At 40.7% G+C, this 13,780-nt stretch carries 12 protein-coding genes and 1 pseudogene; 4 read left to right on the forward strand and 9 right to left on the reverse strand.

Annotation, left to right across the window (positions count from 1 at the left end; all coding sequences use genetic code 11):
- Window positions 1-217: 217 nt before the first annotated feature.
- Window positions 218-643 (reverse strand): RicAFT regulatory complex protein RicA family protein, encoded by a 426-nt coding sequence (locus NSS70_RS11665; protein WP_063386735.1) that lies wholly within the window; start codon window positions 641-643, stop codon window positions 218-220.
- Entirely contained in the window at window positions 643-2,175 is a 1,533-nt protein-coding gene (miaB, locus tag NSS70_RS11670; protein WP_094246007.1) for a tRNA (N6-isopentenyl adenosine(37)-C2)-methylthiotransferase MiaB, read from the reverse strand. Before miaB ends, NSS70_RS11665 begins: the two co-directional genes overlap by 1 nt.
- A 433-nt stretch (window positions 2,176-2,608) precedes the next feature.
- Between miaB and NSS70_RS11675 the strand changes: the two genes are divergently transcribed.
- Window positions 2,609-2,782 (forward strand): hypothetical protein, encoded by a 174-nt coding sequence (locus tag NSS70_RS11675; RefSeq protein WP_340881640.1) that lies wholly within the window; start codon window positions 2,609-2,611, stop codon window positions 2,780-2,782.
- A 90-nt stretch (window positions 2,783-2,872) separates the two neighbouring features.
- On the opposite strand, the gene NSS70_RS11680 is transcribed toward NSS70_RS11675, so the two are convergent.
- The 6 genes and pseudogenes from NSS70_RS11680 to NSS70_RS11705 all read right to left on the reverse strand — a co-directional run bounded on the left by NSS70_RS11680 (window position 2,873) and on the right by NSS70_RS11705 (window position 7,877).
- Window positions 2,873-3,724, reverse strand: a complete 852-nt coding sequence (locus NSS70_RS11680; protein WP_340881642.1) for a Cof-type HAD-IIB family hydrolase — start codon at window positions 3,722-3,724, stop codon at window positions 2,873-2,875.
- A gap of 20 nt (window positions 3,725-3,744) precedes the next feature.
- Window positions 3,745-4,027 (reverse strand): annotated as a pseudogene (locus NSS70_RS11685) (nucleotidyltransferase family protein).
- The gene (locus NSS70_RS11690; RefSeq protein ID WP_340881644.1) at window positions 4,011-4,403 is read right to left on the reverse strand and encodes an HI0074 family nucleotidyltransferase substrate-binding subunit; all 393 of its coding nucleotides are present in this window, start codon (window positions 4,401-4,403) and stop codon (window positions 4,011-4,013) included. The pseudogene NSS70_RS11685 and the gene NSS70_RS11690 overlap by 17 nt, the downstream one beginning before the upstream one ends.
- A 121-nt stretch (window positions 4,404-4,524) precedes the next feature.
- On the reverse strand, window positions 4,525-6,093 hold the full coding sequence (locus NSS70_RS11695; RefSeq protein ID WP_340881646.1) for a plasmid pRiA4b ORF-3 family protein: 1,569 nt from the start codon (window positions 6,091-6,093) through the stop codon (window positions 4,525-4,527).
- A gap of 413 nt (window positions 6,094-6,506) precedes the next feature.
- On the reverse strand, window positions 6,507-6,944 hold the full coding sequence (locus NSS70_RS11700) for a DUF4275 family protein (protein WP_340881647.1): 438 nt from the start codon (window positions 6,942-6,944) through the stop codon (window positions 6,507-6,509).
- A 9-nt stretch (window positions 6,945-6,953) separates the two neighbouring features.
- Window positions 6,954-7,877: a tetratricopeptide repeat protein gene (locus tag NSS70_RS11705; protein WP_340881648.1), complete on the reverse strand. Its 924-nt coding sequence runs from the start codon at window positions 7,875-7,877 to the stop codon at window positions 6,954-6,956.
- 87 nt (window positions 7,878-7,964) lie between these two features.
- Between NSS70_RS11705 and NSS70_RS11710 the strand changes: the two genes are divergently transcribed.
- From NSS70_RS11710 to NSS70_RS11720, 3 genes are all read left to right on the forward strand, one after another.
- A complete protein-coding gene (locus NSS70_RS11710) occupies window positions 7,965-8,411 on the forward strand; it encodes a hypothetical protein (RefSeq protein ID WP_340881650.1) in 447 nt (148 codons plus the stop codon).
- A 41-nt stretch (window positions 8,412-8,452) separates the two neighbouring features.
- Window positions 8,453-9,283 carry a M20/M25/M40 family metallo-hydrolase gene (locus NSS70_RS11715; RefSeq protein ID WP_340881651.1) on the forward strand — a complete coding sequence of 277 codons (831 nt, stop codon included), beginning with the start codon at window positions 8,453-8,455 and terminating at the stop codon, window positions 9,281-9,283.
- Window positions 9,284-9,533: 250 nt separating this feature from the next.
- Window positions 9,534-12,029 carry a sigma-70 family RNA polymerase sigma factor gene (locus NSS70_RS11720; RefSeq protein ID WP_340881653.1) on the forward strand — a complete coding sequence of 832 codons (2,496 nt, stop codon included), beginning with the start codon at window positions 9,534-9,536 and terminating at the stop codon, window positions 12,027-12,029.
- Between the two features lie 19 nt (window positions 12,030-12,048).
- Here NSS70_RS11720 and drmB read toward each other — a convergent pair whose 3' ends face one another.
- Window positions 12,049-13,749: a DrmB family protein gene (gene drmB / locus NSS70_RS11725; protein WP_340881655.1), complete on the reverse strand. Its 1,701-nt coding sequence runs from the start codon at window positions 13,747-13,749 to the stop codon at window positions 12,049-12,051.
- Window positions 13,750-13,780: the final 31 nt, after the last annotated feature.

The following is a 13,780-nucleotide window of genomic DNA, read 5'->3' on the forward strand; positions in this document are numbered from 1 at the left end:
GTAAAAAGATTTTCGCTAGGACAAGCTCGATATTTTCATAAATCCTTCTAGTTCATTCTATGCATGAGCCAGAAAATATGTACCAAAAATTAAAAAAGACGCTGACGCGTCTTTAAACAAAATGAGGGAGGGTTGGCCGAAATTGTAGAAATACCGATTGTTCATAAGCTCAAACGGTTTTTATTTTTTCAAAAATAGCCTGAAAACCTTAATACGATTAATGGCAAGATCCATGTTTATTCCGAATTTGGGCGCCTGTTTCACCCGTTAACAGATTGCCTCCAGTTGAGCGAATAATTTCATTTGTCACATGGTTTGAAATTGTATTCGCTACTAATTGAAGAAGATCGTTAACTTCAATTTGCGATTCTTTAAATTGCTGGACGATCGGAATTTGATCTAATTCTTCATACAGGCTGTCAATTTTCTCCTCCACTTGTTTGAGAGCTTCATGCTTTCCGAAATGCTGAAAATTGACGGCTTGTTTTTGCAGGCTTTTAATGCTGGCAATCATTTCCCGAACTTTTTGATTTTCGTTAATTTGTTCTTCCGCTTTTTTAAAGAAGTCAACTTGCTCTGTTTCGGCTATCATTTGCGCCAGTTCTTTTGCCTTTTCTAAAATATCGTCTTTCGTATACGCCATTACAATGTCACCCCAATTTGCTCTTCCACCATTTCTCCATCAAGAGTCCAGGTTTTGGCTTTTGTAATTTTTACTTTTACAAGCTGACCAATCGCCGATTTCGGACCTTTAAAGTTAACTAGTTTATTTTTTCTCGTATACCCTGCCAAAATGTCAGGATTGTTTTTGCTCTCGCCTTCAACTAATACCTCAACGACTTTGCCTTCATATTCTTTCATTTTTTGGGCGGAAATTTCGTTGACTAATGCATTTAATCGCTGCAGCCGCTCTTTTTTCACTTCCATCGGGACATTATCTTTCATTTTAGCAGCAGGCGTTCCTTCCCGAGGCGAATAAATGAACGTATAGGCACTGTCAAAGCCGACTTCGCGATAGAGGGAGAGTGTTTCTTCAAACTGCTCATCCGTCTCATTTGGAAAGCCGACAATGATATCAGTCGTTAACGAAACGTTTGGAATCGCCTTTTTAATTTTTTGCACTAATTCTAAATACTGTTCGCGCGTATATTTGCGTGCCATCAATTTCAATATTTCCGAGCTGCCTGACTGCACCGGAAGATGGATATGATCGACAAGGTTGCCACCTTTGGCCAAAACTTCAATTAAACGGTCGTCAAAATCTTTCGGGTGACTTGTGGTAAAACGAATTCTGGCGATATCGATTTTTCGAAGCTCGTCCATTAAATCGCCTAGGCCGTATTTGATATCGTCAAAATCTTTCCCGTAGGCATTTACGTTTTGACCAAGTAACGTGATTTCTTTATACCCTTGCGCTGCAAGGTGGCGAACTTCTTGAATAATATCCTCCGGTCTGCGGCTCCGTTCTTTGCCTCGAGTGTACGGAACAATGCAATACGTGCAAAATTTGTCGCAGCCGTACATAATATTGACCCAAGCTTTAATATTTCCTTTCCGGACTTTCGGAAGGTTTTCAATCACATCGCCTTCTTTTGACCAAACCTCCACGACCATTTCCTTCGACATGTACGCTTCATTCAACAAATGCGGAAGGCGGTGAATGTTGTGTGTTCCAAAAATTAAATCAACATATTGGTACTGCTTTAAAATTTTGTTGACAACAGATTCTTCTTGGGACATGCAGCCGCAAACACCTAAGATAAGATCCGGCTTTTCCATTTTGAGCGGCTTCAAATGCCCAATTTCCCCAAATACTTTGTTTTCAGCGTTTTCCCTGATCGCACATGTGTTTAACAAAATAACATCAGCATCTTCTGTGCTGTCAGTCGGCTTATATCCGAGCTGCATAAAAATACCGGCCATCACTTCCGTATCATGTTCATTCATTTGACATCCGTATGTGCGAATATAAAACTTTCTGCCTTCTCCCATTCCTTTTAAATGTTCAGGAATGACAAAATCTTTATGGTATTTCACTTCTTCTTTTCCGCGCTTTTTCGCATCTTTTAAAGAAGGCGGAATGTAAACACGCTCGAAATACTTACTGTAATCCTTCTCGGATTTTTTGTCCGAAGGATTCACAAACGTGGTTGCTAATCGTTGTTTTTCATTCATGGCGCATTACTCCTTCATGTTTAAAAGTGTACACTGTTTTATAGTATATCGTGTTAAGTAGCAGAACACAATATTGCACCATTATTTTATAATAAAGACACTTTTTTTAAAAATTTTCGATACAAGATTTCTAGAAATAAGCTAAAAGTAGATTTCTTCCTTTAACAATTGAAGTCAAAAAAAGAGAGAGGGGAACCCCTCATACCCGTCAGGTTAGCGGTATAAAATTTTTTAGGATGATACGCATGTTCGAAAAATCAATCAAAGGATGAAGAGAAAACCAAATGCTGGGCATGGGGGTGTCTAATAAGTCGTTTTTACGGATTATTGACGCCCCCATTAATGTGTTAGAAACGTTGATATATCGGTGTTTATGATTTTTTGTTTTCAATGGGGATTTGACTTTCTGGACAGCCCCTTGGCATTTATATCCATGACCCACACTACCATATCCCCAATTTCTTTAAAAGATCCGATACCGTTTCCTCTCCTTTCCTTCGGTCTTTCCTCGCGTGTTTCCTTAACTGAGACAGGAGAGATGGAAGGGCGGTTTCCATCGCTTGGGGATGCAAAAGAAACCGATGCCAATACGATTGGAGGATATTAAGCGCTTTCCATTCACTGATCTCGATTCCCTCCCGTTGATGCCAATACCTTCGGGCTTGGAACAGAAGAGTCTGCGTGACTAAAATGGCAATCAATGTCCCATTTTGTCGATCAGTTCTTCCAACACGATCGCCACGCCGTCTTCCTCGTGTGAGGCGGTGACTATGTCGCTGACTTCTTTTAATTCCGGTGCGGCGTTTTCCATCGCGACGCGGTATCCGGCGACGGCGAACATCGATAAATCGTTATGGCTGTCACCGAAAACAACCGTATCTTTCAGATCGATGCCATAATGGGCGGCCAGTTTTACAAGCGCCTGTCCTTTCGTCGCCTGTTCATGGTTAATCTCAATGTTGTTCGGATGCGAAGAGGTGACGGTAATACCGGAAATGCCGGCAAACTGGGCGGCCGCTTCTTGTAAACGTTCTTGATCGAGAGAAAAAATGAGCACCTTATAAAACACGGTTTGCCGATCCTTCCAGATGGCGCGGATGTCATCGACATACGTCACGCGCGCCTGCTGGAACTGCTTTTCGACGATGTGCTTTAATTCAGGCGCGATATCGCTTGCCTTTTCTGCCATCGCCTCAAGGTGGGCGCGGTTATGGAGCCCGACGTAGACAGCATCTCCCGTATAAATTTCGCAATATAAATCGGGCTGCGCGCGCACCCATTCGAGCGCCGGAATCAACTTTTCCTTGTCAAGCGGCACATCGCCAAGCACCGTCCCATCTTCTAATGTCATCACCGCGCCATTTAAACTCATAATCGGGCAAACAAGCCCGCATCCCGAAGCTGCGCGCGCGTCTTTATACGCCCTGCCCGTCACGATCACCACGATATGGCCTTGCTTTTGCGCTGTCACAATGGCCTCTTTATTTCTTCTACTTACCTGTCCATTCGAATTGAGCAGCGTCCCGTCCATATCCAATGCGATTAACACTATTGCATCCCTCTTTCTCATTATGTACGTTTGTAAATCACTACTCCATCGCGGTCAATTTGCCGTTTTATTTAATAAATCGGCAAACAGTACATCATAGGAATAAATTCCGACAATGTCATCGATATCTTGAACAATTTTTCCTTTCTGTTCTCCTTCATAATCAATACACAAATCAATATCCGAATTATAACGCGCCGTATCCCTGGCCCTTGAACCAAATAAAATCACTTTCCGAATGCCACGTTCGCGTTGAAAGTAGTCCAATAATTTTCGATATACATCTTCATGAATTCCATACATCGCAATCAATCACTTCTTTTTTTATATTTTCAAGCAGCTTTTCGATTTCCCCCACATATTGTGCTATTATCTTGTTTTTAATTTTTTCATAATCATCCTCATTATAGACATGAACCGTCGCATTACGCGAACTTACAATGTCGTTCCACGTATCAATATTTTCAATCCATCCTTCTTTGAATGCTTGCCTGTAACAAGCACGCGGATTGCTTAATTCGAGTCCCCAAGACTTAAAAACCTTCGATAATAATTTCCACAATTGATCCTCTAAAATTTCGTACTTTTTGACAATCGAATCACGGTACACTTCTTTGGTGATGTCATCTGGATTTTTGATTTGCTGGAAGACATGGATAATATTTTTTAAATGCGTCAATAATCGGTACACATACTGATACGACAATATATTAATGGATTCTTTATATTTGTCATCCAAAATATAATAATGGATTCTTTATATTTGTCATCCAAATCTAGACTCCTCCTTGAATCTCATCCTAAAACATTTCAAAAGTTCTGCGGACATGTTCGGACGCAGGAGTCCGCGGCACTTCCATCGTCCGGATCGGCAGTTTGCGCAGAACAGGAGCAAGCATTTGCTTCGTTTCTTTTTTCATGCGGATTTCCCGCGGTATTTTCCCGAGCCGCAGAAGCATGTCCAAAAAGCTTTTTTGCACGCGCATCGCCACATTCTCGATCGGAAGCAAATCGTTATGGATGATGAATCCAGTGTTCACGTCCACCGCCAGTACAAATGTCGGAAAATACGGGCGCTCTCCGCGCTTGTCTTGAACCGGTCTATTGATATATCCCGCGTCAAATTCGATGCTGCCATAGTATACTTGCCCAATATTTTTCACCATTTTAATCAATTTCGGATCGACAAGCAGTTCATACGTCGGCGATTTTTCCTCGACTTCCAGCTCGGCAAGCGGAATGAGGTCATCGCGCCAAACGACATTCCCATCCTTCTTTTCACCGATGCGGGCAAACATCTTTTCATCCTGCGGAAACACTGAAAGCGAAAGTTCTCCTTCCCTGACGCGCCGCGCGACATCCAGCGCCTGATCAAGCGCCACTGTCGCCAACTTCGCCTCCTCTTCAGAAATCGTCCACGGATAGTACCCTGGGTCAAAGCTGCGAAACTGCGGCCACTGCTTTTTGCCGCGGAATGTCATGCCTAGGGAGCGGAGGAGCTCATAGTCTTCCTTGCTTAATTCATTTCGGTCAGCAAAGGAAATGAGCACCGCCCGCTGTGTATAAACAGGATCTTGTTCGGGATATGGCTGTTTGAATAAATGCTGCAGGCTTTTGTATCCTTGCTCCCCGATATATACGACCATGCCATGCTCCTGGCCAAGCGCGCCAATGACGGAACAATACAAGCGCTCGTTTGTTTCTGGATCGATGACAAGAAAAATTTCATCATCATCCATCCATTGCCACGGCGCTAATCGGTTAAACGCCACCGCTTTTTCCAACAGCACCCGCCATACGTCTTCTTTAGTTGCTTGCGCTTCCTTCACTGTTTTTCTCTGCATTTTCTTTCGCACTGTCTTGCTGGCTTTTTTGTGCAGCGGAGCCAGCTTGGCATTGACCATCGCTGTCAATTTCTTTGTTTCGATTGCCTCTTGATTCCACTCTTCGCCCATGCTGTCTTCTTCAGGCGCAACACGCATCGCTTTAAGGCAAATAGGATAGACGAGATCTGGCTGCGGCTCCACTATTTTTTCAAGCACGATCTCATGTTCCCAATAATCACCGAAGTCATAAATATACAAGCAGCGGTCTCCCTCCTGCACGAGCCAATCGAAAAGCCGCTCCTTATGCTCTTCATAGTCCGCATTGCTCCATCTATCACCGACATCATTGCCGATTTCGATGCGCAATTTCGCCGTTCCGCGCGTCTTGGTGATGTAAAACGTATGCAAATGCCGGTCTTCCCAATCAAACGCTTTTTGCAGCACGCGATGAAGTTCGGCGAACGTCATATCGCCTGGCACCAATAACCGCCGCCATACCGGCGGGCGAATATCTTTTAACTGCACTTTTAGTTGATAGATCACACGATTTTCCTCCATATCATCAAGAAATTTTCCTTTTCTCATTCTACCATTTACTTATCACTATTGTTAAGAAGATGGCAAAATGGTACAAAATACGATTGCAAGAAATGATCAACGCAGTAGATCTTTTCGCCACACAATTCGCACCCAAATGCGGAACTAAACGAGTGAACGAACGGTTTAACCGGCTGGAAACAAAATAAAGCCAGCTTGCGCATTGAGCTAACGGAAACTCCACTCTGGCAAAACCGCCCGACACGAGTAATAAATCTGCGATTTACTATAATCCTTTTTATCACTCTCTTACCAATCTCCTATTAAAAAACACTCGTCTTGAATCTCCCTGTCCGCGCTACACTTTAGCGATGGAAGATTCCTGTTCTGCCATCTCTATTATCTGCCATTTGCTCGATTTATTCGTTGAAGCGGAAGCCTTCTTGGCTATATTTTCGATAAAAATACGGCCCGCACCACTCTTCATGCGTCTGCACGTACGTCCATGTAAACTGCGGATCGACGACATACACATCGTGCTCCCGCCGCAAATCTTCCGCCCGCAAATTTTCAGCGTTTACAAGCATATACGCTTCTTCTGTTTCTTGATAAAACAAATAACAGACGAACCGATTCTCCTCATGAAACGCTTGCATCGCCGCTTTTCCTTCAAGACAAGGCAGTTTTTCGTAGCTGAATACATGCCACAAAAACTGCTCAAAATAAATCGACTGTTTTTCCTGTGGACTAATGGCATCCGTAAATGCCTTTTCCCAACGCTTGCGAAAGGCTTCTCCTTCCCCTATTAACTCTTCCACAACGATACCTCTATTTTCTAATATTTTTCGTATATTCATCCAATCCCCCTACTCCCAAGGAAACATATCGCTCGCGCGGCAAAAAATCCGATACGAAACGCCTTGTTTTCGGCTCCGCCCCACTTTGTTTCCCATTCTGGTCGTTTCAATGATATCATCCCAAAACGAAATGCGTGCGCGCAGTCGCTCAAATATCTTTCGAATCGCAGCATCCGTAACGTCTCTGCCGAAAAACGTTTGAAACAACGTTTTTCGGATATCTTCCCCAGTCATTGGCCGTTCGCTATGAAGAATCATCGCAAGCACATAAAACGACTGGTATTCTAGTTTTACAAACTCGCCTCCGAAACGAACGACAAAGCCGTCTTGTTCGCTGATGCAAAGCATCACCTCATGTGGCGAAAGTAGCTCCTGCTCGGAAAAATAGGTTTCCTCCGTTACAATTTCGTCGCTTTCTGGTGTAATGATACGATAAAGCGCGCGATGAAAATCTTCAATGCGATGGAGAAAAATCGCTTGGCGATAGCGCTCGACCGTTTCTTCATCATATGGCCTTGCTTCCATCTTTTCTATCTGCTTTAACGCGTTCGCCGCGAGAAAAATACCGCAATTGACAAGGAACATAAGGCTTAACATCTCTTGCGTGTCATTGAGAGATTCCTCCATCGATCCCGAAAGCGCCTGATGAAAATGATACGCCGCTTCGGCATATCTTCCTTCGTTATAGTAAATATGCGCTAACCGATAATTCGCAACGGGATGGTTCGGTTTTCGCCTTAACGCCTTTTGCAAATACATTTTCGCCTGCTTTGGATCAGGGTTGCTCGACATTTTGAAATACTCGCCAAAACGAACATACAGATGAATCAACTCGTTTTCGATTTCTTCCCGCCGTTTTCGATCTTTTTCTTTTTTCCACTCCGCAAGCAAGCGGCGCTCTTCTTGATGCGGAAAAAACTCGTATTCTTCCATCTCCGTACTCTCCCTCCTTTGTGACAGGGTGTCACAGACCGATTTGTATAGTTGTATTGTAACGAATTTGAAAAGGAGATGGATAATATGGAAAAATGGACAAAATTGATGATTCGTCACGGATTTCATCCGGAGGATATGGAAACAGGAATTACATCACAATGGCTTGCGCAAACATTCGCAACGCTCATCCAACAACGCCAGCACCTTGACACCATTTCCGAAACGGACTGGATGGAAGCTCTCCAACAAACCGCCAAGCAAATTGTTTTTTACAACGATGACATTCCAGGAAGAGAAACGCTGGTCGACCCAACGAAAAACGAACTTCCTCTCATTCAAATCGATCCGTACGTCCGCGGCATCGTCCGCTGGCTGAACAGATGCATATTTACACCACCTACAGCTGCGACGGAGAGGGAGTTCGCCCGGCAACGATTTATTTTCTCGAAGACTTATCCGCCCAGCAGCTCGCCATCATCCGGGCTTGCACTCCGCCACACGTTCGAATTAGAGCGGAAAAAAGAAAAGTAACATTATTTTATCAGCGCGGACACATCGATGACCTTCTGACGATGGCTGAACGGTTATACAATGTCTGGCGAAATCCAGAGCTGCTAATGACGTATCGCTTAGAAACATTCAAACATCGCCTATACTCCCGTCTTTCCATAAACGGAAAAAGCGGCAGAGAAGCGATGATTCGGCAAATGCTCTATCGAAAGCTCCAACAAAAAACAGATTGGCGCGAAATCGACGATTACGGAAACTTGCTTGCTGCTGTCTACTGCGGAAACGGTCCAACGATTTTGCTTTCCGCCCATATGGATACAGTTCGCCCGTTTTCACCGAAACGCACGATTATCGAAAACGGAACGGTATTAAACAGCTCGCACGGCATCTTAGGCGCCGACGACCGCGCGGGAATCGCGGTCATCTTAGAAATACTTGATTTCATTCGCCATTCCCGCTTCAAGGGAACGCTCAAAATCGCCTTTACCGTCGAAGAAGAAATCGGCTGCCTCGGCTCGCGTAACATCGACCCAACATTTTCGCAAGACGTCGATGCCGCGATTGTCGTTGACCGCCGCGGAACGCGCGATATCGTCACTTCTTACGCCGGCATCGTGCCATTTTGCGACGATAATTACGGCCGCATTTTTGAAACAGCTGGAGCGCTCGCCGGCATGCCCGACTGGAAAATGACCCACGGCGGACTCAGCGACGCCAAAGTCTTCGCCGAATTCGGCATTCCATCTGTCAACTTATCCGTCGGCTATGAGCATGAACATACCGAATTCGAAACGCTCGACTACAAAGCAACGCTTGAAACGGTGATGTTACTTGAAACGGTATTTGAAAACAATATGATTACAGAAGAACTAGTCGTCACGTATAAGTGTTAGGAGTTATTAATGAAAAGTAGAGTGGATAAGAGAAGCCACTCTACTTTTGTATAATCCAAATAACTACATTACATCTACAATATGTAGCATCATATCACTCTTCTGGTTTAAATAGAATTTTCTCTGCTGTCTGCTTTATTGTTTAAAAATACCTGATTAATAATAAACTTTTGCTTCTGGTATAATAATCTAAAAAAACAAAAAGGATATAACAGTTTTACATTTTTTCTTGTACTAGGGGGAATTGGGAATGAAAAATGGTCCTATTTACAGCAATATATCCATAATTAATAGAGCATTCCGTGCGCTTGGATCTCCCCTTCACCGTGACCTTATTATTGATTTTGTTCGTACACATTGGGGAAATGGAAGAGGACTTCCGCTTGAAGAAGCTCAAAATCTTGTAAAACTTGCTCTTGAAGCTCAATTTTATTATGAAAAAGCAAGTGAAGAAGATCATTTTTCACGTAAAGAAGTTTATTGCAAAGAGCTAGACCGTCTCTATTATAATATGCAAATTAACCCTTATCCATATCAATATAATAGTAGAATAATGAATTTAACAATGAGTGAAATCTATTTAGATCCCCGATTTGATACAATTTCATCTGATGACGGAATTATATACTTAGTTCTGAGCGAATGGAATTTGCTGAATGATTTAGTCTACTATTATATGGTAAAAAACAATATTGACAAAATCCCAATTTCCGATATATACAGAAATGTTTTATCTAAATATTCAATCGATGATCCTAATGCATACTTTTTTCCAAAAATTGATCCTCGTTTTCAAGTTAATCGCAAACAAATCGTTTCTCTAGTTGAAAAAAACTATAGCGAGGCATTTCTTTCTGTTCAAGTAACCGACTATATTAAAGAAAAAGTTGCGATGAAAATTCCTATCATTAAACAATTTGTAATGGATAGTAAGGAAGCTGTTAAAATACGGTATATCATTAAACGAATATTTAACTTGCAACCACATCAACCGTTGTTTTTTCCGTATTTCGAAGCAATTAAACAAATAGTTCCACTATTGCAAAACAATCTTTTTTTAGTAAATGACGACTCTCTCATATATTCAGCATCCAAAGAATTACCGAAAATCATACCAAAACAGCGCTTATATGGAAGCACTAATTTGGATATCATTGATTTAAAGGTTAATGAACTAGACTATAACATAAATAACCAGACTACTTCGCTAAAACAAAAGGATCAAACATCTCATGAAACAACGCCGCTAGTGAAAAGACAAAAGTTGAGCTATACCCTTCGCTATTATGATCGAATTCAAGAAACTTTAGCTGCACATTATTTCAAAGATTGGATTCAAAATGGTTATTTAAAAGTAAATTTCTTAGATGGTGAAAAAATAACACCTATGATTATTCATTATGATGAAAAGAACAATGTGTTATATGGTGAACATCTTAGTAATTTTATGATCGATTACGATTTAGAGCCTGGACAAAAGCTAGAATTTTTTCTAAAAGACGATCATTTATACTTGGAATTAGGTGTATTTGATGAAAAAGCACATACAGAGCAAATGAAATATGAAGACTTAGCTAAGCTATCAGAAATGAAAAAGCTAGGCACCAAATCACTAATGCAACATTTAGCTGAACTTCTAATGCTGCATCCATCAGGATTACATATTCGCGAAATCGTACGCGACATTCAAGAAGATACTACATACGCAGAGAGCAGTATTCGAAATACTTTATCTTCCTATCCATTTTTTGAGCCTATTAAAGGAAAGGTGGGGTATTGGCGGTTCAACCCTAAACTGTGGAAAAAACAATATATGGAATTAGAAAATAATATAAAAAATAACCTCAAATCAAAATCAATACCTACTCTTAGACAACAATGGAAAATAAAAGCGTTAGCATCCACTAAAACAAAGCGACGCTTGACCAACGAACAATTTAAACAATTGCCGAAAGAAACTTTTCTTTCTTTAGCATGGGACTATTATTCATTTACAATTTACCAATATGCAAAAAAATTTTCATGTGAAACAGTTCCAATGGAGGATCTTTATCAAGAAGCCTATTTCGCATTACATAAGGCATACGAAAAATACAATCCCGAATTGGGCGGTAGTTTTTATCATTATTTTCGCAGACATTTATTTGCTCGTTTACAACGCTATAAATCAGACAATTTGTCCTTGATTCGTATTCCTACTCATCGGATTGAAACACTTATGAAAAATGATCAAATCTTCGAAAAACAACTAATAACAAATGAGAAAACTAATATTAACATCTTGGATAGCGACTATATACTTTTCAAAACAAATTATATCAGTTTTGAAGAACTTTATTCTCTATATGATGACAATGTTGGAGATGAGGCACGTGCACGCATATATTGTTATTTTAACCATCCTTTTTATGAAGACACCAGCTTAAAAAGGCAGGTTTTTATTGATTATTCTTATATTGAAGAACCTGAGGAATGCGACTGGCTTTTATCAGAAGAGCGTTATGAGGAAGAAATAGAAAACCGCGTATTGGCTGAGAGCGCTATTGATTATTTACGTAATATCATAAAAAACCCGAGAGATTGGAAAATAATTTTGTATCGTTTTGGCTTTATGACAGGTGAAGAAATGACATTGCAAGAAATCGGGGAATTATTCGGTGTTTCCCGTGAACGTATACGTCAAATTGAAAACAAAGCCCTCAAACATTTAAAAAAATGTCCAGCATTAAAAGGAGCAAACCCATAATAGAGTTTGCTCTTTTTTCTTACAATTGGAAAAACGCAAGACTTTCTCCTTCATTTAAGGGAATTAAAGTTCGTCGATCAAGAAGCTGATTCCCCCACTCACATGATGTTTCAGAAACAAATCCACAAGCATGGCAAGCTGCCCCGTTAACGGTAGATTGCATTTCAAATCTTGCATCGGAGCAGTGAGGATCAGACGAACAATACTCCATTTTCTCAAGCGCGCGTACAAAGATTGGATATAACTTCTCTGGCTTAGATAATTCAATTAGCCCACCTAATCCTCCCTCTGAATCAGACGATGCTGTATAAATTAACACACCATACATATCGTCGCTACAATACAATCTCTCTCGCAGAGATGTAGTAGCATATCCAGAGAACCTTGCAAATTCTTGAATCATCGCATGACTAAACGTATGAATCAATATATGGCGGGCTTTTAAATAAATAGATGAATTCCCCAGTTGTTCCCGACGTTTATTATAGCGCTCAAAAATACGAGATAATTCTTGTTTCACATTCTCCTTATTTTCCCATTCTAATAGTTTCTGGATATTGAATTGAAAAAATATACCCTCTCCTAAATTTTTTACCGCTGGCAACCAATCGGTTGACCGGCTATTCTTCATGATGGAGCAAAAAGGAATCTCCGTAGCATCGAATGGATCTAGGTAATGAAGGCGTGTAAATCCTCTCAATACTTGAATTTCAGGTAATGATTCTATTTTTACAATGGATGAAAAATATGGTTTCATTTGTTCGTGAATCTCTACTTCAACAGATTTAAAACCTGTCTCTTCTAAGTAATCAACATTTTTCTTAATTATTGTATTCCATTCTTGCTTACGAATGGTTTCATATGATACTGATTGCTCATACTCACCATTTAAAATTTGCTCAACAGCAGGAAGTTCATTTTCTGTAATATCTAACAATATTAAGGCAATTTGTTTAAATTGCTCATATGATCTATCCTTTATCTTCAGTAAGTTATGTTTCTCTCTGTTTACTTTTTCGATTAAGTTGTCTACTCTCCCATCACTTAAAGGAATACTTAATGTACTAAATACGATGGGAGTATATAACTTCGAAGCCCCACGTAAAACTGTCTCCATTTGTTCTTTGCATTGCTCTTTATCTTGTTCTTCATCCCCTATCCATGGACGTTCTCCTGTACAATCCATCGTAAATTTCATAATATTTGCCAATGATTTTTGTTTTCTACATTTCACACATTGAACATACATATCTGAAAGGGATCCAGCCATACCTCGATAAGTCATTTTTAATATCGGTTTTTTACATTCTTCTTCGCCTTCATGAAGCCATTCAATCCATGGAAAATCTCGAATATGACCATGTTTACACGCTATGACAAAGCGACTAGGAAATAACTCTATTTTTACATTTTCTTTTCCACAGTAATAACACTCTCTTGTATCCCATTCTGTCATCATTCCACATCTTGGACATACTTTCCATTTTGGAAACGGCCGCGCAGTTACACTTATCTTTTCTTGATCTTCATTGAGCAATCTCAAATAAGGAACTCCTAATGAACTCCTTACACGCTCATCTTCTATTACATTTTTGGAACGAAAATCCCATAAATCTGCAGCCATAATCATAACACTGCCACTCAACATATCCACAATGGCGCCTGGTCCATGATAAAACAAAAGCTGGCTTGGCCTCAACTGCCCGAATTGTCTTTCCATAATTCTACACCTCAAATAATTATTTCTTTTG

The sequence above is a fragment of the Aeribacillus sp. FSL K6-2848 genome, from assembly GCF_038004325.1.
In the GTDB taxonomy this organism is placed as follows: Bacteria; Bacillota; Bacilli; order Bacillales; family Aeribacillaceae; genus Aeribacillus; species Aeribacillus composti.

Bases quoted from the DNA above. Each gene is read 5' to 3' on its own strand.
- NSS70_RS11705 (WP_340881648.1), bottom strand. From the start codon at position 7,877: ATGGAAGAATACGAGTTTTTTCCGCATCAAGAAGAGCGCCGCTTGCTT.
- drmB (WP_340881655.1), bottom strand. From the start codon at position 13,749: ATGGAAAGACAATTCGGGCAGTTGAGGCCAAGCCAGCTTTTGTTTTAT.
- NSS70_RS11710 (WP_340881650.1), top strand. From the start codon at position 7,965: ATGGAAAAATGGACAAAATTGATGATTCGTCACGGATTTCATCCGGAG.
- miaB (WP_094246007.1), bottom strand. From the start codon at position 2,175: ATGAATGAAAAACAACGATTAGCAACCACGTTTGTGAATCCTTCGGAC.
- NSS70_RS11675 (WP_340881640.1), top strand. From the start codon at position 2,609: ATGACCCACACTACCATATCCCCAATTTCTTTAAAAGATCCGATACCG.
- NSS70_RS11720 (WP_340881653.1), top strand. From the start codon at position 9,534: ATGAAAAATGGTCCTATTTACAGCAATATATCCATAATTAATAGAGCA.
- NSS70_RS11665 (WP_063386735.1), bottom strand. From the start codon at position 643: ATGGCGTATACGAAAGACGATATTTTAGAAAAGGCAAAAGAACTGGCG.
- NSS70_RS11715 (WP_340881651.1), top strand. From the start codon at position 8,453: ATGGCTGAACGGTTATACAATGTCTGGCGAAATCCAGAGCTGCTAATG.
- NSS70_RS11700 (WP_340881647.1), bottom strand. From the start codon at position 6,944: ATGAATATACGAAAAATATTAGAAAATAGAGGTATCGTTGTGGAAGAG.